Consider the following 22987-nt stretch of genomic DNA (forward strand, 5'->3'; position numbering starts at 1 on the left):
GCATGAACCTGGTCACCCAAGAACACGGCGAACTTCTTACGACCTCCCTCATCGTGGCCGAAGGCCTGGACGTAGACCACAACTCTGTCCTGAAGAACTTGGACAAGTACCGGGCCGACTTTGAGCGGTTCGGAAGGGTCAGATTTGAAATCGAAACCTTTGAGACCCCCGGCGGCGACCAGAACCGGCGCGTGGCGTTCCTGAACGAACACCAAGCCACACTGCTCCTGACCTACGCCCGGAACAACGACACCGTGAGGCAGTTCAAAATTCGGTTGGTTGATGAGTTCTACCGGATGGCGCAGACCCTCCGCACAGCAGAGCGCCGGGAGCTTACCCCGGACGAGATTGTGGCCCGCGCCCTAGAAATCACCACCGCGAAAGTCGCACAGCTCAAAGCCGAGAACCAAGCACTGACCCCCAAAGCTGAGGCCTACGACGCGTTCCTAGACGGAGACGGCACCTACAGCATCGGCACCGTAGGCAAAATGTTCGGCCTCTCCCAGGCCAAACTCTGGGACATGCTCCGCAACGCCGGCGTGATGATCCCCAAGGGGCACATGCGCAACACTCCCTACTCCGAGTACGTGAAGTACTTCCGCATCACCAGCTACGAATTCGAGCGCCGAGACGGCAGCCGGGGGACCAGCTACACCACCCGGGTTCAGCCTGCCGGCATTGATTTCATCCGCCGCAAACTTGGTCTCCAGGCGCCTGCTCCACTCCAGCCCACGTTGGAAGAGGTCTAATCATGCGCATCTTCAGGAAAAAGAAAACCCCGAAGATCAACCGAAATCTGATAGAACTGCGCCTACTGCTCCCAACCTACGAGTACAACACACTTATATCCGAAGCTGCCCGCCGCTCAGATGACAATTGGCTGCGCATTGAGCCAGAGATAATCGCCCAAGAGGCCATATCCAACTACCTCACCCGAGTGGTCATATCCCGGCAACAACTACCCAATGTGCAGGAGGCCGTTATATGAGCCTCAATGTGGACACGATCCAGCAACGTGACGACCAGTTCGGGCTCACAGTCTGGATCGACAAGCAAGCCTACGAGCAACTCAGTAACGAAACCCTGAGGGAACGCCACCGCCTAGGAGACGACACCATATTCCTAGAAACGATGGCCGCCGTCGCCATCTTCCAATGGTGCGACGACATGACAGCTCAGCAGCAATAGCCACACTCAACCACCGGCACCACCCACGCGGACCCCTCAGCGGTACGAGCCCCAAAACAATGCCGCTGAGGGGACTCCCGATAAGGTAGGAGCGTCACGCACCGCCTTGAAAGGACACTCAAATGAAAATCAAAAAGGACGCCCGCCCTGTGCTTTGGTCCCTTGCATGGAGCTGGATACTTTTCTTCATCCCCACACTGCTCATCTGGGTCAAATGGAACAGTGTGAAGACCACGGTAAGCGGCACCAGTATCACCCAAAAGAGCGGCCGCGTCGCCAAGAGCTACGTCAACATCGACATGAGCAAGGTGCAGAACATCACAGCCACGGAAAGTCCCTTCAAAGGCGGAACACTTACCGTTCACACCACCTCCGGCACCGAAGAACTTAAATACATCAAGAACCCCGGCGAAGCAGCAAACACCCTCCGGCAACTGGTCAACGAAATCCAGTAACACAGGGAACAAAACAAGCCACCACAGGCTCGTCCCCCACCGAGACCCCCGGGGGGACGAGCCTGTGGCATATGACAGGCGCACCCCATAGAGAACTAGGTCAGCCCGGCGGCATCACGCCCAACCTGTACCCCCATGGGGCCGCTGGCACGCCGCGCGGCACCTACGCTGTTGCGCCGCTAGAGACCAACTTTGAGTTGAAGTTCCCGCAGTCTGTGGCCGTCTACGACCGATTCCGCCGGCAGGACTCCCACGCCGGTAGCGTCATCAAGGCCATCACCCTGCCTATCAATAAAGCTCACTGGCACCTTCAGACTGAGGGAGTGCGGCCCGAAGTAGTGGAGCTGGTCCGCACTGAGCTGGGACTCCCGAAGCCAGGAGAGGGCCGTCAAGGGCGCCGCCGCCGCAACGGGGTCAAATGGGCCGCTCATCTGCCTGAGGCGGTGCGGACCATGCTGTGGGCTGGCTTCGCGTGCTTCGAGCAGGTCTATGAGCTTGGAGACCCGACCTCTGAGCAGGCGGATATGGGGGACCGCAAGATTTGGCACCTGCGGAAGCTGGCACCGCGCCCACCGGCGACCATTAAGCGCATCACAACAGAGCGTGACGGCGGGCTGAAGAGCATCAGCCAGATGCCTGTAGACGGCACCGAGCCGGTAGAAATCACCGTGGACCGGCTCGTCATGTACGTCAACGAGAAGGAAGGCGCGGACTGGACCGGGTTCAGCATCCTTCGGCAGGCATATAAGAACTGGCTCATCAAAGACGTGCTACTGAAGATTGACGCTCAGGTCGCTGAGCGCAATGGCATGGGCATCCCCGTGGTCAAGTACGGCGACAGGGCGGAGAAATCCCGCGCTGAGTCCTTCGCCCAGCAGATGAGAGCCGGGGCTACGTCTGGTGGTGCCATCCCCAAGGACTGGGACATTGAAATGTTAGGGGTCAAGGGCACCACCGTAGACCTCATTCCACGCATCAAGTACCACGACCAGGAGATAGCCCGGTCAGCCCTGGCGAACTTCCTAGACCTGGGGCATGAGAACGGGGCCCGCAGCCTGGGGGAGACGTTCCTGGACATCTTCATGGATAGCCTCCAGTCCCTGGCTGACAACATCGCGGAGACCGCTACAGAACACATCATCCGTGACCTGGTGGTCTGGAACTTCGGGGAAGATGAGGCCTACCCGGAGCTGTCCGCTGGCGACCTGAAAGCTAACCGAGGCATTGCGGTGGATGGCCTGGCGCGTCTCGTCGGTGCAGGCATCATTGAGCCTGACGACAAGCTGGAGGCCTTCACCCGCACCCGGTACGGACTGCCCGAAAAAGACTCCGAGACCAGCCGACCGCGTACCCCCGGCACCCCCGAGACCCCGGATTATCCGAAGTTATCTACCATCCCCGCGCCCCCGGCGGGTGAGGGCACAGAGGACGATGATGAAGAGTTCCAGGAGACTCTGGACGCACTGGCGGAGAGAGTAGCCCAACAGCGCCGGCAACGCCGCCAGCGTCGAACTGCCCAGGAGAGCTGAGCCATGCCTACACCTGCGCAGAAGCAGCTCCTGGCTCTACTGCTCGCCCTAGAAGCTGAAGGGGACCAGGAGCTGATTGAACAGCAGCAAGCTCAGGGGCTCGCGCCCAAGAAAGCAGCCCGGCCCCTGACCCCCGTGGAGCTTCGGTCTCAGGTCCGGTTCGCAGATCATGAGGACATCCTGGACGGTGCTTTGGCTCAACTGGAGGCTCTGATAGGTGACCTGCACGGGGAATCCCGCCGACTGCTGATGCTGGAGGTCTTCGGGGAGGCGCGTGCAACTATCACCCCAGCAGAGGCCCAGCAACTCATTCACCACGTCGTCACGAATCAGCCGCCGGCCATAGCTGCCACCGAGCAGGCCGCCGCTGGTCAGATTGCCACAGTCCTAGCCGGTGTCTACACCGCCGTGAGTGTGCTGACCATCCAGGAGGCGGTGGCGCAGGGCCGGGCCCCAATCCAGCCCTTGGAGCTGACACCGGAGGTGCTTCTACCTCAGGCGCTGGCTGTGGCTTCACACCCCTGGCGACGAATCACCACCAAGGTGGAGGCCGAACTGACGCGGCCCGCAGTGCTCCTAGAGCCAGCCATCGAGCCCGGACGCATGGAACAGGTCTTCGACACCATCAAGGTGGACGGCACTAGGGACGAGGCCAACCAAGCCATCAACCAGACCGGCGGGCGGGGCCGCATCGACTCCGCCGAGGTGCTGGAGCCGGATGAAATCTGGGCCTCAGAAATCATGGACGGCAGGGTCTGTGAGCACTGCGCAGATGTGGACGGCAAAGACTACGCCACCCTGGCCGATGCCCGCGCTGACTATCCTCATGGCCAGTTTTTGAACTGCAAGGGCGGGGCCCGCTGCCGCGGCACACTGGTGTTCCTCTACAACGAAACGTAAGCGCTACAACCTTCAGGCCCGTCACCGATCTGGTGGCGGGCCTTTTCTATGCCCTCGTCCCCCAACTGGGTCTCTCACTTCTTCAGCCTGAGCCCATGGCAGATGAAGAGGAATACGTGACCATCAGCGGCATCGAGCTGCTGAAAACCGGCACCTGGGACGCCTCCACCGGTGAAGTCAGCATCACCCTGGACGTCCTGGAAAACATCGTGAAGGCCTGGGCCAGCAAGCTCCTGCCGCTGGCCGTGGTGAAGATCGGCCACACAGATCCCCGCTTTGAGAATCCGGACTGGGATGGCGAACCGGTCTATGGGCAGATCGACAACTTGCGCGTCCGGGACGACGGCAACGGCCAGTACACCCTCCTGGGGGACTGGGTGAACGCGCCTAAGAGCCTGGCGGCCAAGCAGAAGAGTGCCTACCCGCAGCGGTCTGTAGAGGTGGACTTTGACGTAGAGCTGCGGGACGAGACCGGCACGACCATGCACCTGTTCCCCGCAGTCCTCACGGGCCTGGCGCTCCTGGGGGCCTCTGCCCCGGCGGTCCAGGGGCTGGCTGATGTTCATTCCGAGTTCGCTGCTCGGGCCAAGCAGAAGGGCGCGCGGCTGCGATTCTCAGGCCGCCGCACCGCTCTCTCTGCCCCTTCGGCTTTCTCCCTGCCCGGTGGCCATACACAGCAGACCCTGGACCAGGCTCTGCGCCAGGCAGTGCGGTCCATCAACGCTGAGGGCGAATACGCCCGTTTCTGGCTCATCGACTGGACCGACACACACGCCTTCTACGAAGACGATGCCTGGCCCTCCCGTACCTATCAGCGGCCCTACTCCATCGCCAGCGACGGCACAGCGACATGGGCCGGCGACCCCGTAGAGGTCACGGTTCGGCACACCTTCGAGCCAGTAAATGCGCCCGAAGCCACCGTCCCCCAACTGGGCCACGCGGAAAACGAATCTGGCCTCAGCGCCGCCAGCCCGGTGGCGGAAACCCCCGACAACGAAGGAGAGGGCGAGATGGCTCTCAATGAGAACCGGCTGAAGGTGCTCCGCCGGACGCTTGGCCTGGGTGAGGACGCCACCGAGGAAGAGGTGTACGCCGCACTGGACTCCCAGGCTGAGGCGGACACTTCTGAGGCCCCCACACCCGATGAGTCTCAGGGGCAGCCTGAGGCCCAGGAGAAGCCGGAGCAGGTCGCAGCCAGCAAGAACGGTGGCCTGCCTGAGGAGATTATCCCCGTCACCAAGTCCGCATTCTCCCAGATGCAGTCTGAGCTGTCTCAGACCCGCGCTGAGGTCGCAGAGCTGCGCGAGGAAAAGCGGCAGGCCCGTGAGGACGAGGTGATCCACGCCGCGCTCAGCGCCGGGAAGATCAGCCCCGAAGCCGAAGGCAAGTGGCGCGGCTCCTTCAAGAAGGACGAGCAGGGCACTTCTGAACTGCTGGACTCTCTCCCCGCAAACCCGGCCCTGGCCCACGCAGAGCTGGGGTCTGCAAAGGCGAAGCCCGCCCATGACGGCGCCGCCATCCATGACCAGAACGTCGCCAAGGTCTACGACGGCTGGTTCAACATCCCCACCGATAAGGAAGGCGCTCAGTAATGCCCCGCAACATCTCAATCCCTTATTTCAAGCCTGGCCAGGACATCACCGGTGCGCCCGCCGCTGATCTTCGGGGCCGCCGGTTCGTCAACGCCGTCCCTGGCGGTTCCAACGAGAACCCCCGCATCAACTACGCGGAGCCCAATGGCCGCGCCATCGGTGTGACCGCACACGACAAGGTCGCAGGTGGCTACGACTCCTACGTCCATGTCCATGTCGCTGGTGCCGTCCCCGTGGAGGCCGGTGACGACATCACCGCTGGCACTGACGTGATCGCCGGTGCCGATGGCGTGGCTCTGCCCGCCGACGCCGCGAACGCTGAGGGCCCGTTCATCCGCCTTGGTGTGGCGCTGACTAACGCCGCTGAGGGCGGCACGGTCAACGTCCTCCTGAAGTAACCCCGACCGCACACCTACCTGGAAAGGCACAAAGCACAATGTCTGTTTACCCCCCGGAGCAGGTCCAGGCCCCCACGGTCGAGGACTTCATCAACAACCCCACCGAGGTCCGGCGCATTCTGGACAACCTCACCCGCGGGCAGACCATCGCGGACTACCTGCTGGGACAGGGGCCAGCCAATAACGGCGCCGTTGTCTACGACGAGGTGACCGGCCTCCCTGAGGAAGGTTCCCGCGAAGTCGGTGCAATCGCCCCCGGCGGTGAGTTCCCCATCGTAGACGGGGAGCAGATCGCACCCCGCACCGCGAAGGTGCAGAAGTTCGGTGGCGCGGTGGAGCTTACTTTCGAGGCCATCCGACGCAACGAGCGGGACATTCTCCAGAAGAAGATGCGCCTGCTTCAGCGGCTGGTCATCAAGCGCGTCAACGCTGTCTGCGTCAACGCCATCACTGCCAACCCGCACATCAACACCTACGGTGTTTCCGCGGGCTGGCTGGAGGAGTCCGCTGACCCGATTGGCAACCTCTACGCCGCTATTTCTCAGATCAATGACAACGATCTGGGCTATGAGGCTGACACCGCCATCATCAACCCGAACGATGCACACCGCTACCTGCTGGGCCAGGAGCGTGTGCGCAAGCAGTTGCCGCGTGAGTCCCGGGCGGACAACCCGGTTCTGAACCCCTCCCTGGACGGCCTTGTCGGCCTGGAGTGGATCACCTCCAACCGGGTAAGCCAGGGCGAAATCTACCTGGCTCAGCGCGGTGTCTCCGGCTCCGTGCGTGATGAAGAGGGCGGCGTCCAGACCTACAGCTACGACCTGCCGGGCCGCCAGGTGCGCGTCCTCCAGGGCTGGCGCTCCATGGTCCCGATCATCACCGATCCCAAGTCCATCACCCGCATTACCGGCTTCACCGCCTGAGGAGTAGTGATCTGAGTGGCTGAGAACGCTGAAACCCCGAAGGCCCCGGCAGGGAACGCTGCAACCAACATCTGGGCGGATTACGCCAAGGCGCTGGGCGCAACGGATGAAGACCTGGCGGGCCTAGGGCGCGACGAAATCAAGGAGTTCGTGGCCAACCTCCAGCCAGGTGATCCGGCGGGGGCGGAAGCCGGTGCCGAACAGCAGGCCACCCATGAGGGTGCAACCGCTGAGAGCACTGGCGACACCGCCCCCGCCGGCGACACCGACACGGAGACCCCGGAAGATGGGGAGCAGTTGTCTCGCGCAGAGCGGCTGGCCAACATCGCCGCAGGTGTCCAGGCTGCCAAGCCGGTCAACGCCGCCACCCCGGAGCCACAAGCGCCGAAGGTGAAGCAGACCGGTGAGGTAATCGACTCCGGCACCGGCGACGCTCAGGGCATCGTCCTGGTGGACCTCTTCCAATTCACCTACAAGGACGGTCGCCCCGGCTGGGCCACCAAGGGGCAGACCATTAAGGGTTCTGCTGAGCTGGTGGAACGCGGCGTGCGCTTCAAGCTCCTGAAGCTGGCCGAATAGGGGCCCGATGGCAAACGCCACTGAGCAGTCCGAGGCGGGCACCTGGGGAGTCACAAAAACCCAGGTGCTCGCCCTCGCGGCTCATGTAGACACCAACGCCACCTACCAGGCAGACAACGTATACAGCCCTGCCGCTGGGGTCACCCGGAGCATCAAGGACTCCGACATCATCCAGTGGATTAAAGACGTTGCCGCATCGGTAGATGTGCGTCTGAACCGCCGCACCAGGCTAGGAGAAGAGGCCCGGACCCGCCTGGAGACCGCGGCCCAGTCCGTCATTGCGGTAGGAGCTGCCGCCTACGTGGTGGACGCACACTACCCGGCACGCGCCAGCACTAACTCCCAGGTCAGCTATGGGGAAGTGCTCTGGACCCGTTACCGGGAGGGGCTGGACGGCCTTGTCTCCACGCTGGAGGAGCTGTTAGCAGAAGCCGACACGGAAGACACCGGCAGCTCCCTCAGCGCCGCTGGCGGCTTCCCGCCCCCGGCGTTCCCCGACGACTTCCACACCCGCTACTAAGGAGCCCCCGAATGCTCTCAGGCGCAGTGCTCCGGTTCTCCGGGGCAGGGATGACCCCCTACAGCCTCACCCTGGAGCGCTTCGCCAACCGCATCCGCAACGCCCAGCCGGCATTTGAAGAAATGGCGGACATCTTCGGGAAGGCACAGCGGCAGCAGTTCGACAGGACCGGTGGCTACTACGGGGGCCTCTGGAAGCCCTTGTCTCCGCAGTACGCCGCAGCCAAGGCCCGCACCCACCCGGGAAAGCCAATCATGGTCCGGGACGGGCAGTTGCGCGCAGACCTCACAGAGCGGCCCTTCGGCGTAGAGCACATCAGTAGCCAGCGAATGATCGTTGGAACCGCTCTAGACCGTGCCCGTTACCACCAGCACGGGATGGGCAATAACCCCACCCGCACGCTCATAGGGAAGCCGCCGCGCAGCATGAATAAGCAAATGTCCAGCGTCCTCCATAAGTTCATTGTTGAAGGAGTCCCAGCGTGATCGGCAACAGAGACATTGTTGAGCACCTGGTGAAGCTCCTACGCCGGGAGCTGGAGCCCACCGCGCGGCTCCTGGAGCAGATGAAGGGCATACCTGTCGGGTCCGTGGTGGTCCCCAACTCTCGGGATATTCACCCCACCTGGGTGGATGTCATCGCGCTCAACCGTTACCCGTCCATCATGGTCACCTTGGAGAACACCGATGTGCGGGCCACAACCCGGCAGACCGAGGTTTCCGCAGAATATGACGAGTTCTCTTGGGCCTACCGGTTGCGGATCACCCAGCACGTTATGGGAACCGACTACGGACTCACCGAAGAGGCCCGGCGGAACCTCCTAGACACGCTGCGGCTGCTCTTGATGCGGAACCGCACGATCTGGCGGGACAAAGAGCGCGCCGAGCAAGCTATTTTCCACCCGCTGACGATGCGTGAGGAATTCATGGGTGCAGATGAAGGCGGAAAAATCCTTCTGGAGTCTCACACGCTCATAGATGTGCATTCCCAGGAGCGAGTCCCTGCCGCCCAGCCCTCGCGCGGTCCTGGCACTGTGGCGATTCATCCGGCGCTGATCGGGGAGCCCTAAAAAGCTCTCGCAGGGCACCGTCCCCCAACCGGCATGTCTGGCCCCCGAATCTGGCCGCATGACCGATCTACAGCGCGTCCACAACCCTGGCCCCTACGAGGTTGTCTACACCTCTGCCGGTCACCAGATCGCCGGCCATACCTCCGCTGTAGGCGACCTGGAAGACCCCACCACTTACGGCCTGGTGGAGTCCGGCCAGCTCATCGCCTGGGGCCCCATTGAGTCGGCGGAATCCGAACTGGAGGAATCCGAGCCGGAGGAGCCAACGGAGCCGGAAGAGACCGCCACCAATGAGCCGCAGGAGCTTCAGGCTCCCCCTGGCAACGCAGGCACGGAGGTCTGGGCTGACTACGCCGTAGCCATCGGCATCCCCGCCAGTGAGGTGGCCGGCCTGGGCCGTAGCGACATCCAAGCCCTCATTACCGAGTTCACCGCAAACGACCCCGCCCAGGAAGAGGAGTAACCCCAATGGTTGCAGAGCACATCGGCGTACGCGTTGATACCAGCGCACGCTCCGGCCCTACCAACACCGGCGCCCCCGCCGGTGTCCTTCACGTCGCTGGCATTACCCAGCGCGGCCCCGTCACTGAAGCCGTCTCTGTGCGGAACCTGGGCGAGTACGCACAGGCCTTTGGTGAGCGCACCAGCTACGCATCTGCCCTGTTCGACACCGCGCGGACCTTCTTTGAGGAAGAGGGCTCTGAGCTGATCGTTTCGCGCGTCGTCGGTGAGGGCTCACAAGCCGCATCTGCTGATATCCAGTTCACCACCGAAGGATCGGAAGAGGAGCCCGGCGAGACCATCAGCATGGCCCGCTTCGAGGCTACCCAGCCCGGAGCCTTCGCCAATCAGTGGCGGGTAGAAATCACCCAGCCGGAGAACGCGGATGGCGCGCTGGTCCACGTCTACGACCGTGACGAGCTGATCGCGGTCTTCCGCGACGTGGTGAACGTTCCGGACCTGGTGGACAAGGCCCGCTCTACCTCCGTGGTCCGCGTCCTTGACACCGGGGGAGCAAATGCCGAGCAGAGCCTCCCGCTGGGCGAATTCGAGTTCTACGGAGGCGATGACGACCGCGCCAACGTCACCACTGAGCGGATTATCCAGGCCCTGGACGAGGCCAAGGGACAGGGGCAGGGCGGCATGGTCGCTGTCCCCGGCTACACCGCCAACCTCATCGGCCAGGAGCTTCTGGATTACGCGGCACGCTCCAACAAGATCGCTGCTCTGGCAGGTCACCGTGATGCCTCGATCCCGGAGATTATCCAGCTCGCCAGCACCTTCAGCACCTCCCAGGAGTACGGCGGCCTGTTCTACCCGCACATCGTGATCCCGGACGGGTCCAGCACCCGCACCATCAGCCCTGAGGGCTATGTGGCAGCAGCTCGCGCCCGGGCCTTCCGTGACACCGGAATCTGGCAGCGCGCAGCAGGTGACGCATCCCGCGCCCGCTGGATCATCGGCACCCACACCCCCGTCAGCACTGAGGCGAACCTGCGCCTCTCCGCTGGCCGTGTCAACGGCATCGTCACCACCGGCAACCGCGTGCGCCTCTACAACTGGCGTTCCCTCACCGTGCAGGAAGAGTTCAAAGACCTCTCTTCCCGCGACTTCCTCAACAACCTCTCCGTCCAGGTCTCTGAGGCACTGGAGCCACTGCTGTTCGAGACCATCGACGGACGCGGCTATCTCCTGTCCCGGGTCGAGGGCGCGGTGGAGGCCATCCTGGCGCCTATCGCGCGCGCTGGCGGTGTCTACGCCCGCGTGGTGGACGGCGAAGAGGAAGACCCCGGCTACAGCGTCGCCGTCAACGCCGCCAACAACCCCGCCTCTCTCTCTGCGGAGAACAGCGTGCGGGTGGACATTGGGGTCCGGCTGAGCCCGACCGCTGCGGACATCCACGTCGAAATCGTCAAAGTCCCGCTCACTGAGAGCTTCTGACCGAAGGGAACCCCTCAGCCATGAAATCTACCCAGAACCTCTTCCTGATCCGCATCGACAACATCCCGGGCACTTGGCGGGCTATGAGCGGTGGCGGTGCTACTGCTGAATACACCCGCGATTACTCCGGCGGCTCCACGACTCCGGACCTGCTGCCTGGCCCAGCAACCCATGAGGACATTGAAGTGGTCCGCACCTATGACCCGGTGGTGGACGAGCCGTGGATTCGCCGCCTGAAGAAGCGCGTAGGCCGCCACCGCACCACCATCACCAAGCAGCCGCTGGACGCGGACATGGTGGCAGTAGGAAAGCCCGAGGTCTATGACGGCGTACTGCTCATCGGCATCACCCCGCCGGAGACAGACGCAAGCTCTGCTGACCCCGCAGACCTGACGCTGACGTTCGCCACTGTCGGCTCTGCCTGATCCTCCCCACACGGGGAACCTAAGCCGCCGTCCGTGGTCTCGGGGGCGGCACATAGAAGGGGACGCACTCTCACCAGTGGCCTGGAGAGGGTGCGTCCCCCACTGCGTCTACCAGCCCAGTCACTCTGAGCGCATCACCCCAAGAGGGGTGTACCGAGACACCGAGACATTGACTGAGGAGCCCTGAAACATATGGCTATCAACACCTACGGAGCCGTGGAAGAAAACGACCCCCGCGTGGCCACACCGGCGCCGGTCCACTCCACCTACTCCGAGGAAGACACGGCAGCGCAGGCCGGCCCCAGCCTCCTGGAGGAACTTGGCCGGGAAGCGCAGCGGGACATCACCCGCACGATCCGCTACGAGGTGAAGGACCGCGAAGGTTGGGAAGTCGAATTCACCAACAACATCTCCACCGACGACTACAAGCGCTACCAGAACGCGGGCACCAAGAACGGCAAGAAGGACGCTTCCCAGGCTGACCTGGCGAAGATCGCCGGAATGCCACTGGTGGAGCGCAACACCGGTATTTACCGGCGCGGGCAGCTCGTCACCGACCAGAAGGGTGATCCCATCACCTTCCGCTCTGAGGAGTTCCTGGAGATGTTCCGCGTGTTCACGGCCCTGGATGCGGTCCGGAAATTCCTAGGCGACGGCTACACCATCAGCCTGGCCAACGACCTCTACAAGCAGGCCGGATTTAACGAGGACGCCGCCATCGTGGACCCCAAGAACGCCTAGCCCAGCATTTCGTCACCAGTCCGGCTTTCAGGGCCGCCGTCAACATCGCCAAGACCTTGGAGATTGACCCAGTGATCGTGCTGGAAGAAACGGACCTGAACCGGAAGGCAGCCAGGCTAGGCGCCGCCCTGCACCTGAACGAACAGGCAAAGAAACAGCAGGAAGAACAGAAGAAGAAAGCACAAGCTCACCGGCGACCAGCACGTAAACCCTCACGGGGTCGCCGCCGGTGAGAGCGACAGCCCGGAGAGGGGTGACGGATGGCTGAGGAACGCGTAGTCCTGACTGCGGAACTGCGGGACGAAGCCTCTGCACCCCTCTCTGATCTGTCCAAGAAAGCCCGCCGGGCCGCTGAGGACGTAGAGAAGGCCGCCCGGAAGTCCCAGCGCGGGGTTGAAAGCGCATCCCGGGGGAGCGGTAACGCCCTCGCCTTCATGGGCCGGGCAGCCCAGAACCTCACTAGAACTTTCACCCAGGGGATGCCCCGGGCCGGTAGCGCGATAAAGAGCGTCTACCAGCAGGTGAAAGCCAGCGACAACATCGTCACCCGGATGGCGCGCAACAGCGCCAGGTCTACGGGAAACTTCATCTCAGGGCTTCGCAGCTCGCAGGCTGCGGCATCTGCCCTGACAGGCCGAATGGGCACTCTTGGTGGTGCCATGTCTCGCACCTTCTCCGGGGCAGTGCGGCCTGTTAAGAACTTCACTTTTGGGTTCCGTAATGCGGACCGTGCGGTGACTAGCTTCGCCGGGCGGATGGGTTCCCTTGGTGGTTTTGTGAGCCGGTCCCTATCGGCCAGCACTGCCGGGGTGAGAACCTTCACTGCGGGCTTCGAGAACGCTAATTTTGCCGCCCGGGAATCCACCGGCTTACTGGGCTCTCTTGGTGGGTACGCGCGGAAGGCCACTAGCGCGGTTAGCAGCATCGGCTCTGGGTTCTCGCGGGCTATGGGGCCCGCTGGGCGGCTGGCGTCCGGTGTCGCTGGGATCGCAAGCTCCGCTGTGAGCGCGGGGGCTTCCATCGTTGGGAACATCACGTCTGCCCTAGGTTCGGCTGTTCAGAAAGCCACAACCCTAGTCGGGGTGATCGGTGGCGGTCTGGTCGCCGCAGTGTCCGGGCTGGCCCTTCACGGCGGTATTGGGCGCGCAATGGCCACCGAGGACGCCACAGTCCAGATGGGCCGCATGGGTCTAGAGCCCTCCGAAGTCGAGTTCCTGATGGACGGCGTAGATCAAGCGTTCGACGGGACGGTCTTCGCTAACCCTGAGGGCTTCAAACTGGCTTCCACGCTCTACGGCATGGACCTGGAAATTGATTCGATCCCAGACACGATTGGGACTATCGCAGACTTCGCGGCCCATGCCCAGGTGCCGCTGGAGCAGATGTCCTCGATTTTCCAGAATGTCCTGTCAAGCGGAAAGCTGACCGGCGGTGAGCTTCAGCGCATGGCTGAGGCCGGCGTGCCACTATCCCAGATCGCTAACGCGCTGGGCATGTCCGTAGATGAGATGCGTGACGCTGCCAGTGGCGGAAAGATCACCAGTGCCGCGTTCCTGGAGGCCGCCGCTGGTATCGAGATGATTCAGGGGGCCGCCCAGGCCGCCGGTGAGACTACTCGTGGAGCCTTCAGTAATGTCCTGACCCAGGTGCGCCGCCTGGGTGAATCCCTGGTGTCCCCTCTCTTCGGTGAGGGCGGCCCCATGGTGACGTTCTTCCAGTCGCTGCGTAGCGCTATCTCCTCTGTCAACCCGCTCTTTAAGGCCGCAGGGTCTGTGATCGCGGGGGTACTGGTCCCAGCTCTTGCCAATGCTTCTGAGTGGCTGGATGGCTTCTCGGATCGGATGGCAGGGGTCCGTGACGCGATGGAGGACGGGGTTGGGGTAGTTGAAGCCCTTGCCGATGCCTTCGGGTTTGATCTGAATTTCTCCGGTGGCGGCCTGTCTGAAATGATCAGCGGCTTCCTCCAGCTATCCCCAATCGCGGGGATCATCCAGGGGCTGGTGTCCGCTGGCGCAGAGCTAGGCCCGGCCTTCTCGGATGCCTTCACGTCCCTCCTGGGAGCGGTCCAGGAGGTTGCGCCGATCATGGCAGCCGCCTTCATGGACGTTGGTGCAGCGCTGGCCCCCGTCCTGGTGGTGGTTCTGGGGCTGGTCGCTGAACTGGTAACCGCCTTCGCCCCTGTGTTGGCCCAACTGCTAGGGGTCTTCTCTGAGGTGCTGGCGATGCTCGCACCCATCATCGCTGAAGTGGTGACCCTGGTCGCTGACGTCTTGGTTGGCCTGCTACCCATCGTCTCTGCGGTCCTGGGAACCGTGGGTGACATTGTGCTCGCCCTGGCCCCGGTATTCGTCGGCCTTGTAGAGGCGCTACTGCCTGTGATTGAAACGGTGGCTGAGCTAGCCATCACTCTGTTGACTGCACTGCTTCCACTCCTGCCAGTAGTGACGGCTCTGTTCGAGGCTGCCGCTGAGATTGTGCTCACCCTGGTGGAGGCACTGATGCCGGTGGTGGAGACCGTCGTTGAGCTTGCAGCGGTGCTGATCGAGGGCCTGACACCTGCCATTCAGCCGCTCTCAGAGCTTCTGCTGGTGCTGGTGGATGTGGCCTTGATGCTCTTTGAGGCGCTGATGCCCGTCGTTGAGATGGTGGCGGAGCTGGCCGTTCAGATTCTGGCTGCCCTGCTGCCGATTCTCCCGCCGCTGATGTCGCTGCTGACGCTGATCATCGATGTGGTTCTCCAGCTCGTGGTGGCCTTCATGCCGCTGATTGAGGTGGTCCTGACCTTGGCCATGCAGCTACTTGGTGCCCTGTTGCCTGTTCTGCCGTCCCTGGTGAGCCTTCTGCTGACGGTGCTGGGGGCTGTGCTTCCGCTGATCATCGCTTTTACCGAGTTCATGCTGGCGGTTCTTCAGCCGCTGATCCCGGTCATTGAGCTGGTGGCCTCGGTCCTTGGCGGAATCCTGGCCGGGGCGATGGAGGGCATGATGCCCATCATTGAGGGCCTCTTTGATGCCCTCGGTGGACTGGCTGACTTCCTGAGCGGTGCCCTGACTGGTGCGCTTGATGCGGTCTCTGGGGCCGTCGAGACCGTCACCGGGTTCTTCTCCGGGCTGGCGGATAAAGCCAGCGGGGTCATGAGCACCATTGGCGGGTTCCTGGGCTTCGCCGGTGGCGGCATTCTTGGCTTCGCAGGCGGCGGCGTCGTGGTCACCCACGCCCTGGCTGGTGGCGGCGTCGTCGGTGCGCCTATGGCCTTCGCTGGAGGTGGCAGTGTCCCTGGGTACGCGCCCGGGCGTGACACGGTTCCGGCCATCCTGTCCCCAGGTGAGGCGGTCCTGGTGCCAGAGCTGGCGTCAGCCATTGGGCATCAGAACATCATGGCCATGAACCGGGCCTACAGTGGTGGCCGCCCAGCCGGCGCGGGCCCGTCTGTCCGGTCTGGAGCTGTCAGCGACCCCGCGGACCTTGGCCTGATGGCCTTCTCCGGTGGCGGGGCGCTCTCCGGCAACTACGAGCCGCGCACCGCTCCGGTCAACTTTGATTCAGATGTCGTCTACCTCGTGCAGGGACGAGCGAATGAGACCGGGGTTTCCCAGAACATCACTATCCAGTCCGGTGCCATCCAGATCAGTGTGATGGTCCAGCCCGGGGAAGACCCGGAGGACACTGCCGAGCGCATCCGGGCCGAGTTGGAGGAGTACATGAACGACCTCGCACGAAAGAGCTACTGATGCCCCGGCTGAGAATCATCAACGGGCGCACCAATACGCGCCAGGTGACCGCGCAGTTCCGCGACGGTAGTGCCAGTCTGCCCTTGGCTGTGGTGCCCAACAGCTTCACCCTTCGCGGCGACAACGCTGAGGTGGAGCGGACCCCGCGGTCTGGCCGTAAGCCACTCACCAGGGTGGCAGGCCAGCAGGCACGGCAGATCGGGTTCTCTACCAGACTGGGATATACCGACTGGCACCGGAGCGTAGACCTGCAACTGAACCGGCTCCGGCGTGCCCCAGCTCGCGGTGTCGCTGTCCGCTTCACCAATATGCCCTCGGTCTTCGCGGGCTGGTGGCTAGTAGAGAGCTTCAACGTTGACGTTGAGCAGCTAACCCCCGATAACCGGATGTCCCGGGTGACCTTGCACTGGCAGTTGGTCGAGCTGGTAGACGCGGAGGTGAAGCTCTCGCGGACACCGCCGCCGCGCCGTAAACCGCCTGCCCGCCAGCCAGTAGGGTCCACGTACACGGTGAAGTCTGGGGACAGCCTCAGCCTGATCGCTCTGCGGAAACTGGGCAACGCCATGCGCTGGCCAGAAATCTTCAACCTCAACCGCAGCCAGATCAAGAATCCCAACCTCATCTATCCCGGCCAGAAATTCCGTCTTCCGCCACGCTAGGAGCCTTGGTGTCTACCACGTCCACCATCGGTGCAAACAACCGGCTCCATCAGGTCAAGCTCAAAGGGCAAGGGCTCCAGGCCCACCTGGTGGGTGCCTGCACTTCTGCGAAGCTCTCCGCATCTACCAGCCAGATCACGGAGCTTGATTTCACGTTCGCAGATGACGACGACCTGGCTATTTTCCGGCGCGGCACCTTCGCTATAGGCACGATCCTGACCTATGACAAGTGGGTAGGCCGCGTTACTGCTGTAGAGCTCAAACCGGAGAATGCTGGCCCATCGGTGAAGGTCCGGGCGCCAAGCCGTTACGTCCAGCGACTCCAGAATCAGACCGGTGAGCAGAATTGGGGCAGCTACCCAGTGACCCGGTGGGTGCAGCAGTGCGCGCAGTCTGCCGGCATGAAGCACATCGTGGAACCTGACATCGGGAATCGCCAGATTGTGCGCGAGAAGGCCGAAGGGGACAACCCGGATAGCACTTGGGATGTGATGACCCAGCTTGCACGGGAGACTGGGCGGCTGCTGTTTGAGTACGGTGACACCCTGATTTTCGCGCGCCCCACATGGCTTGCCAGCCGCGCAGGCCGCCGGCAGATCAGGCTGAACTGGAAGAACTGGAATGAGTACAGCGAAGGCATGGACGGTATGCCTGGATTCAAGGACGCGGCCCAGCGGAAAGACCAGGAGTTGACTGTTGGGCTCACTAGCGCCGACGCTGACACCTTCCGGCCCGGCGATGAGCTGATCCTAGAGGGAAACATGGGCCGGGCTAATGGCTCCTGGATGGTGACGAAAGTGGACTTTTCGCTGTCCATCACTAAGCCGGTGAAACTGACGTGCAAGCGTTTCGTGAACCCGACCCCTGAGCCAACGAAAGACGATAAGTGATGAGACCCCAGGTGTGGAATGGGTTTGTGCTCGCGGAGGTCTACCCCTATGTGGGTCTGGCCTATCTCACAGGCCGTGAGGTAGACCAGGTGCTGCGGGATGAGCAGATCACAAAGGTGGAGGTTGCTGAGGCGGTGAGTTCTGCCCTGGCGCAGTTCGGTCTGAGCCTCCCTGATGAGGACGGCGCCCTACTGGTCCGTCTGCGACGGGATGGGGCCCGCCCCGGCGCTATGGACCTGGGTGCCTGCGTGTGTGTGCTCCAGGACGGGCGGCTGGGTCTGACGACTGGAGACGGGCGGGTCATCGAGACCGCTGGGGATGAGCTGGCCTATGTAGCTCATCCGGAGCCTGGCCGATACTCGCAGGTGCTGAAGGTGCCTGGTGTCTATTACGGGGAGGTTGTTTGATGAGCGCGCTGGAGCGCATGGTGGTGAACCAGCGAAGGGATGAGCGACGGTCCCGCGGTGACAACATGGTCCCTTCTGTGTGGCGTGGCACCGTGATGGCCGACCGTGAAGGGGATGGGCTCTACGTGGTCATTCCACGTCTGACTGGGGATGAGTGGCATGGCCCTTTGGAGTACGTGGGGGAGCGCCCAGCGGTGCGGGATCGGGTGGTGTTGCTGGCGGTTGAGGGCCGTCGGGATGACTTCATTATCAGCGGTGTGATCAGCCGGTAACTGCGTCCCCCAAACCTGCTGCCGGTCCCGCGACCATGCCGGTATGGCACAGGAGCAGACCAGCCGGCTAGGGCTTGACACGTACACCAGCGGCAACGACCCGCACCCCACCCGGGAAGAATTCAATGCCCGGATGGAGCTGCTGGACCGGCTTGCGGCCATCACAGATCAAGGTGTTTTCGCTGATCGCCCGGCCCCGGAGACCAGTGGCCGCCTCTACTGGGCTACCGACCGCCGGCGTCTCTTCTACGACACCGGGACCGCCTGGGAGGAGGTCAACACCACCGGATCGGGTGGAGTCGGGCAGGCCATCGCCGTAGGGGCTTCAGTGGGCACTGAGGGCACTAGTGAACGCGCGGCCCGCGCCGACCACACTCACCCGCTGCCGCTTGTGACATCGACCCGCCATGGTGCAATGAGTTCGTCTGACAAAGCACTCCTGGACGGGGCTACCGCAAGCCTGGAGCCTTCCGCGATTGTGCGCCGTAACGCCTCCGGCCAGGCCAGCATTGCTGACCCGACTGCGGGCACGCACGCCGCTACCAAGTCTTACGTGGATGCCCAGATCGCTTCCCACTCTCACAGCGCCAGTGACATCACCAGCGGTGTCCTTTCACAGGCGCGGCTCCCCAACGCCTCCAGCAGCACTGCGGGCATCATAAGCCCCGCGCACCACCAGCTTCTGGCCGGTGCGACTTCTAACTCCACAGCCTCCACGGTGGCCATGCGTGACGCCAGCGGACGACTGGCCACCCAAGACCCGAATGTGGGCACTCACGCCGCGAATAAACAGTACGTTGACGCTCAGATAGCGTCTCATTCCCATGCTGCTGGAGATATCACTAGCGGGACTTTTGCCCCGGCGCGGCTGCCTGCCGCTACCTCCAGCGCGCAGGGAGCACTCAGCGCGGCTCACTACCGTCTTCTAGACGGTGCCGCGTACACGAATGCAGGGCGCAGCAACATCGTGATGCGGGATGCCAGCGGCCACCTGTCGGTTCTGGACCCCGTGAGCACTTTTCATCCAGCGAATAAGGCCTATGTGGATGCCCAGGTCGCCACACGGGCAGCTTCTAGCCATAATCACGCCGCTAGTAATATCACCAGCGGCACGCTGGCCCCGGCCCGCCTCCCTGCGGCAACCCGAACTGCGCAGGGCGCTATCCCAGCGGCATATTTCGCCATGCTGGCGGACGCGTCGTGGAACGGTGGCGGTGATACCTTGGTCCGGCGCGGGGCAACTACCCGGCGAATCGAGGTAGGCGACCCCACCGCACCTGATGACGCAGCCACTAAGCGCTACGTTGACGCCCAGATAGCTACCCGCGCCGCTTCTAGCCATAACCATGCGGCTGGGAACATCACGAGCGGCACCCTAGCGCTGGCCCGCATCCCGAACATGCCGACATCAAAGATTACGTCAGGTACTTTTGCCCCGGCGCGGCTGCCTGCCGCTACCTCCAGCGCGCAGGGAGCACTCAGCGCGGCCCACTTCGCCCTGCTAAATGGCGCCTCAACCACCGCAGGCAGCGGAAACAACCTGGTGATGCGCGCGAGCAACGGCCAGTTCACAGTAGGGACGCCGACATCCAGCACCCACGTAGCAACCAAGGGATACGTGGACAGTGAAATAGTCGCTCAGACTGTGAATTGGCGAGGGAACGTCACCACCCGGCTCAACAACCTGACCAACGCAGGGTTCTACCACATCCCCAGCGCCAACACGGACAACCCAGTCGGCACCCAGGGGATGCTTCTGGTCCTCACCGGCGAAGGTTCCCAAGGATTCGTCACACAGCTCTTCATGAGCTTCGCGCGCAACAACCTCTATTACCGGACCTTTCATACCCAGGGCTGGAATGGGTGGCGCGCTCTGCTGCCATAGGCCCTCCCGACTAGTAGGAGCGGAGGTTGTTCCAAGCCTGCCAGGTTCCGTTGTGCCGGGACCGGTAGTAGATCGTGTTGCGGGAGAAGTTGAGGAACAGCTGCGCCACGCTGTCCCCCTCGTTTCCACCGTGAAGGACCAGGAGCACGCCGGAGGTGCTCACGCCTGAGGGCATGTTGGAGTTGGAGCCTTCAATGAAGTGGAAGCCCTCGCTGGTGAGGGTGTTCATGCTGGCGCCGCGGCGTCCCTGGAACGTGAATGCTCGGGAGCCGATTTCGGAATCCACATACCCCTTAGTGGCGACATGGGTAGAGGCGGTTGGGGTTCCTACGGTGAACTGGCCGTTGCTGGCGCGCTGCACCAGCGTGCCGCCAGCAGCGGTAGTGGAAGCCATGCCATTGACCACGCTCTGAATATCGGCGTGGTGGACGGCTCCACGGGCGGTAGCTGTGGCGATGGGCAGCCGCGCCGGGGCAAAAGTACCTGACGTAATCTTTGTTGTCGGTTCCGTCGTCCCCCACGTTGAGCCAAGGGATGGGGACCATGGCCCCATGGTTCAACCTCACCCATCTGGCCAGTGGTGGCCCAGAGCATTCTGGACGCGTTTTGATAACCCAGCGGTCATGACAGTGACCTATGCCGGGGCTTACGTCGTCGTTGCTCTTGCCGGGCTCACTGTGGTCTTGAATCCTCCAAACACCATTGAGGGGTCCGCCGGCTGGATGGTCCATCTCTGGGGCTGGTTCAGTCTCGTCGGCGCGACCTTCGCCGCCCGGGCCTGCGTGCAGGGGAAATGGATGGTTGAGAAACCGTTCCTCATCCTATGCCTGGGTGGATTAGGGGTGTACGCGGTGACCCAGTTCATGCTGGCGCTGGCCGCTGACACAGGCAACCGGTGGCCCATCAGCCTGATTGTGGCCGCGCTGATTCTGCTGTTCCTGGGGCGACTGGGCTACATCTGGCCCTACTCGTACCAGCCCGGCAAATGACAGCGCACACGCACATCTTGGAGGGAGGGGCACTTGAATGGACTGGAACCTAATTTGGCCCGCCGTGGCATCCGTCTTCGGTGCCGGCGGGTTCGCTGTTGTCGGGCTGCAAGAGTTCCGGAAATGGCGCTCTGGGCGGGCACAGCAAGAGCGTGAGCGCAACAACACCCTGAAGCGTCGCACTGATCTGGCAGAGGCTGAGCGCCGCTACCACTATGACCTGCGGGAATGGGAAGCCACCTACCGGCGCAGGGTCCAAGAGTTCGCATCCCGGCTAATCGGAATGCTGGCAGAACGCCAGGTGCCACAGGAGGCCATGCCTCCGTACCCGGAACCACCATCGGGTAAGCCCGCGTGGCGGGACTACGACCCCCGCGAAGAGGCCGCCGACTAGCACGTCCCCCACCTGAGGAACCGAGGAGCGCCTACTAGGGCACGGAACGACATTTCCGACCAATCCTGGAGGCCCCCGTGGCGAAACTGCCCCCTGAGGACCAGCTAGAGCCGACCCACACGCTGGGCGGCGACCCGACCGACGAAGATATCCCCGCACCTGAGCTAGAGGACTACGACGCTGACGCTGAGCAGGGTCTGGGCGACCCTCTGGACATCCCCACCATCGCTATCCCGGAGAACGAGGACATCGGCGTTGAGGCTGAGCTGGAAGGTGAGGGCGACTGATGGCAACCATTCACCCCCGCGCTACTTGGACCAATCAGCCCAAGGGCTTCACGCGAATCAGCAACCGGCGCCGCAATCCTGCAAACGTCGTGATCATTGCCCCGCACTACCCTGCGGTAGGCAACATCACCATTGGTGTGGAAACCCTGGCGCAGTCCTGCGCACGTCTGCGCGGCTGGCGGTCCATGCACATCAGCGTGAACGGCTGGGCTGACCTGGGCTATGACTACGCGATTGACCAGGCAGGACGCATCTTTGAATGCTCAGGGCACACCCATGCGACTGCGCACGCCCTAAACAACAACTTCACCGCCGTTGGCGTGCTGTTCATTGTGGGCAACAACGAGGCGCCTTCTGCTGCGGCCCGCGCGGCCTTCCGCGCTCTGGGCGCTCACCTGAAGCGCAACGCCTTCCCGAACCTGCGCACCCGACCGGTGGACCACGGCAACCTGGCTGGCAACTCCACCTCCTGCGCGGGTCAGCCCATCCGGCGGATCATCCCAGATGGCCTGCTGGACATCGGCGGCACCGCTCCTGTGACTGTCGGCGGAGGCAACACCGTGGCACCGGGCCAGACCTACACGGTGCGCGCTGGCGACACCCTCTCCCAGATCGCGGCAGCACACGGGGTGTCTATCTCCGATCTGGCTTCCGTGAACCGAATCGCTAACATCAACTTGATCCGGGTGGGCCAGAAGCTCACCATCCCCGGACGGGCCAGCACGCCAGCGAAGGGCAACACCGGAGGCTCCAAGACCAGCGGGCCGGTGAACCTCTCCGGGCAGACCTCATGGCCGCGACGGAAGATTGACCCCAACCCGTTCCAGGCTCGCAGCAACCCCTTCACTGGTGCCCGCGGTCTGCCATTAGATAACTGGTTCGACACCGTAACAGTGGCGGTGAAGGCAGCTCTGTCTGAATCTCTGCGCCGCGCGGGCTACCCCGCCCAGGGGAACACCAAATGGCGGCTGGAGGAGCAAATCCGCACCTGGATGCGCGCCCGCCATCGCCGGTTCACCGAGCGTGCCGACGTGCGCCGCTACGGCAACAACAACGCCTACGGCAACCCCCGCAGCATCTGGGCCAGCTTCCAGGCCTACCTGGCATCCCAGGGGCACTACAAGGGGGCCATTGACGGCCAGCCCGGCGCTCAGACCTGGTGGGCCATTGTCGAGTGGCTTAACAACATCCGCCCCGCATACAACTAAGGAGT

The 22987-nt window shown here is 63.1% G+C and carries 27 protein-coding genes; 26 read left to right on the forward strand and 1 reads right to left on the reverse strand.

Going from position 1 to position 22987, the window contains the following annotated elements; genetic code table 11:
• Window positions 1–2: 2 nt before the first annotated feature.
• The 22 genes from ABEA23_RS04380 to ABEA23_RS04485 all read left to right on the forward strand — a co-directional run bounded on the left by ABEA23_RS04380 (window position 3) and on the right by ABEA23_RS04485 (window position 20104).
• Window positions 3–749, forward strand: a complete 747-nt coding sequence (locus ABEA23_RS04380; RefSeq protein ID WP_345476853.1) for a phage antirepressor KilAC domain-containing protein — start codon at window positions 3–5, stop codon at window positions 747–749.
• Between the two features lie 235 nt (window positions 750–984).
• Window positions 985–1188, forward strand: a complete 204-nt coding sequence (locus ABEA23_RS04385) for a hypothetical protein (RefSeq protein ID WP_345476854.1) — start codon at window positions 985–987, stop codon at window positions 1186–1188.
• Window positions 1189–1310: 122 nt separating this feature from the next.
• On the forward strand, window positions 1311–1643 hold the full coding sequence (locus tag ABEA23_RS04390) for a PH domain-containing protein (RefSeq protein WP_345476855.1): 333 nt from the start codon (window positions 1311–1313) through the stop codon (window positions 1641–1643).
• Window positions 1644–1714: 71 nt separating this feature from the next.
• Window positions 1715–3172, forward strand: coding sequence for a phage portal protein family protein (locus ABEA23_RS04395; protein WP_345476856.1), 1458 nt, complete (start codon window positions 1715–1717; stop codon window positions 3170–3172).
• 3 nt (window positions 3173–3175) lie between these two features.
• Window positions 3176–4072 carry a structural protein gene (locus ABEA23_RS04400; RefSeq protein WP_345476857.1) on the forward strand — a complete coding sequence of 299 codons (897 nt, stop codon included), beginning with the start codon at window positions 3176–3178 and terminating at the stop codon, window positions 4070–4072.
• A gap of 95 nt (window positions 4073–4167) precedes the next feature.
• Entirely contained in the window at window positions 4168–5664 is a 1497-nt protein-coding gene (locus ABEA23_RS04405; protein WP_345476858.1) for a phage protease, read from the forward strand.
• Window positions 5664–6062, forward strand: a complete 399-nt coding sequence (locus ABEA23_RS04410) for a capsid cement protein (protein ID WP_345476859.1) — start codon at window positions 5664–5666, stop codon at window positions 6060–6062. The genes ABEA23_RS04405 and ABEA23_RS04410 overlap by 1 nt, the downstream gene beginning before the upstream one ends.
• 38 nt (window positions 6063–6100) lie before the next feature.
• Window positions 6101–6985: a phage major capsid protein gene (locus ABEA23_RS04415; protein WP_345476860.1), complete on the forward strand. Its 885-nt coding sequence runs from the start codon at window positions 6101–6103 to the stop codon at window positions 6983–6985.
• A 15-nt stretch (window positions 6986–7000) separates the two neighbouring features.
• On the forward strand, window positions 7001–7564 hold the full coding sequence (locus ABEA23_RS04420) for a hypothetical protein (protein WP_345476861.1): 564 nt from the start codon (window positions 7001–7003) through the stop codon (window positions 7562–7564).
• Window positions 7565–7571: 7 nt separating this feature from the next.
• Window positions 7572–8084, forward strand: coding sequence for a hypothetical protein (locus ABEA23_RS04425; protein ID WP_345476862.1), 513 nt, complete (start codon window positions 7572–7574; stop codon window positions 8082–8084).
• Between the two features lie 11 nt (window positions 8085–8095).
• A complete protein-coding gene (locus tag ABEA23_RS04430; protein ID WP_345476863.1) occupies window positions 8096–8569 on the forward strand; it encodes a phage virion morphogenesis family protein in 474 nt (157 codons plus the stop codon).
• Window positions 8566–9153, forward strand: coding sequence for a hypothetical protein (locus ABEA23_RS04435; protein ID WP_345476864.1), 588 nt, complete (start codon window positions 8566–8568; stop codon window positions 9151–9153). The genes ABEA23_RS04430 and ABEA23_RS04435 overlap by 4 nt, the downstream gene beginning before the upstream one ends.
• 58 nt (window positions 9154–9211) lie before the next feature.
• On the forward strand, window positions 9212–9616 hold the full coding sequence (locus ABEA23_RS04440; RefSeq protein WP_345476865.1) for a hypothetical protein: 405 nt from the start codon (window positions 9212–9214) through the stop codon (window positions 9614–9616).
• A 5-nt stretch (window positions 9617–9621) separates the two neighbouring features.
• Complete coding sequence (locus tag ABEA23_RS04445) at window positions 9622–11094, forward strand: hypothetical protein (protein ID WP_345476866.1); 1473 nt, start codon at window positions 9622–9624, stop codon at window positions 11092–11094.
• A gap of 20 nt (window positions 11095–11114) precedes the next feature.
• Window positions 11115–11519, forward strand: a complete 405-nt coding sequence (locus ABEA23_RS04450; RefSeq protein ID WP_345476867.1) for a hypothetical protein — start codon at window positions 11115–11117, stop codon at window positions 11517–11519.
• A 192-nt stretch (window positions 11520–11711) separates the two neighbouring features.
• Complete coding sequence (locus tag ABEA23_RS04455; protein WP_345476868.1) at window positions 11712–12260, forward strand: hypothetical protein; 549 nt, start codon at window positions 11712–11714, stop codon at window positions 12258–12260.
• A 260-nt stretch (window positions 12261–12520) separates the two neighbouring features.
• Window positions 12521–15991 carry a tape measure protein gene (locus ABEA23_RS04460; protein WP_345476869.1) on the forward strand — a complete coding sequence of 1157 codons (3471 nt, stop codon included), beginning with the start codon at window positions 12521–12523 and terminating at the stop codon, window positions 15989–15991.
• The gene (locus tag ABEA23_RS04465) at window positions 15991–16650 is read left to right on the forward strand and encodes a LysM peptidoglycan-binding domain-containing protein (protein ID WP_345476870.1); all 660 of its coding nucleotides are present in this window, start codon (window positions 15991–15993) and stop codon (window positions 16648–16650) included. The genes ABEA23_RS04460 and ABEA23_RS04465 overlap by 1 nt, the downstream gene beginning before the upstream one ends.
• Before the next feature lie 8 nt (window positions 16651–16658).
• Window positions 16659–17540 (forward strand): hypothetical protein, encoded by an 882-nt coding sequence (locus ABEA23_RS04470; RefSeq protein ID WP_345476871.1) that lies wholly within the window; start codon window positions 16659–16661, stop codon window positions 17538–17540.
• A complete protein-coding gene (locus ABEA23_RS04475; RefSeq protein ID WP_345476872.1) occupies window positions 17537–17947 on the forward strand; it encodes a hypothetical protein in 411 nt (136 codons plus the stop codon). The genes ABEA23_RS04470 and ABEA23_RS04475 overlap by 4 nt, the downstream gene beginning before the upstream one ends.
• Window positions 17947–18219, forward strand: a complete 273-nt coding sequence (locus ABEA23_RS04480) for a hypothetical protein (RefSeq protein ID WP_345476873.1) — start codon at window positions 17947–17949, stop codon at window positions 18217–18219. The genes ABEA23_RS04475 and ABEA23_RS04480 overlap by 1 nt, the downstream gene beginning before the upstream one ends.
• Window positions 18220–18262: 43 nt before the next feature.
• Window positions 18263–20104 carry a pyocin knob domain-containing protein gene (locus tag ABEA23_RS04485; RefSeq protein ID WP_345476874.1) on the forward strand — a complete coding sequence of 614 codons (1842 nt, stop codon included), beginning with the start codon at window positions 18263–18265 and terminating at the stop codon, window positions 20102–20104.
• Between the two features lie 10 nt (window positions 20105–20114).
• Here the strand turns inward: ABEA23_RS04485 and ABEA23_RS04490 are convergent, their stop codons facing one another.
• Window positions 20115–20498: a pyocin knob domain-containing protein gene (locus ABEA23_RS04490; protein ID WP_345476875.1), complete on the reverse strand. Its 384-nt coding sequence runs from the start codon at window positions 20496–20498 to the stop codon at window positions 20115–20117.
• A gap of 229 nt (window positions 20499–20727) precedes the next feature.
• Between ABEA23_RS04490 and ABEA23_RS04495 the strand changes: the two genes are divergently transcribed.
• The 4 genes from ABEA23_RS04495 (at window position 20728) to ABEA23_RS04510 (ending at window position 22982) form a co-directional block, all read left to right on the forward strand.
• The gene (locus ABEA23_RS04495; protein ID WP_345476876.1) at window positions 20728–21093 is read left to right on the forward strand and encodes a hypothetical protein; all 366 of its coding nucleotides are present in this window, start codon (window positions 20728–20730) and stop codon (window positions 21091–21093) included.
• A 37-nt stretch (window positions 21094–21130) separates the two neighbouring features.
• The gene (locus ABEA23_RS04500) at window positions 21131–21487 is read left to right on the forward strand and encodes a hypothetical protein (RefSeq protein ID WP_345476877.1); all 357 of its coding nucleotides are present in this window, start codon (window positions 21131–21133) and stop codon (window positions 21485–21487) included.
• A gap of 77 nt (window positions 21488–21564) precedes the next feature.
• Entirely contained in the window at window positions 21565–21774 is a 210-nt protein-coding gene (locus ABEA23_RS04505) for a hypothetical protein (protein ID WP_345476878.1), read from the forward strand.
• Window positions 21774–22982, forward strand: coding sequence for a LysM peptidoglycan-binding domain-containing protein (locus tag ABEA23_RS04510; RefSeq protein WP_345476879.1), 1209 nt, complete (start codon window positions 21774–21776; stop codon window positions 22980–22982). The genes ABEA23_RS04505 and ABEA23_RS04510 overlap by 1 nt, the downstream gene beginning before the upstream one ends.
• Window positions 22983–22987 lie beyond the last annotated feature (5 nt).

It is taken from the genome of Nesterenkonia rhizosphaerae (genome assembly GCF_039544555.1).
Classification (GTDB): domain Bacteria; phylum Actinomycetota; class Actinomycetes; order Actinomycetales; family Micrococcaceae; genus Nesterenkonia; species Nesterenkonia rhizosphaerae.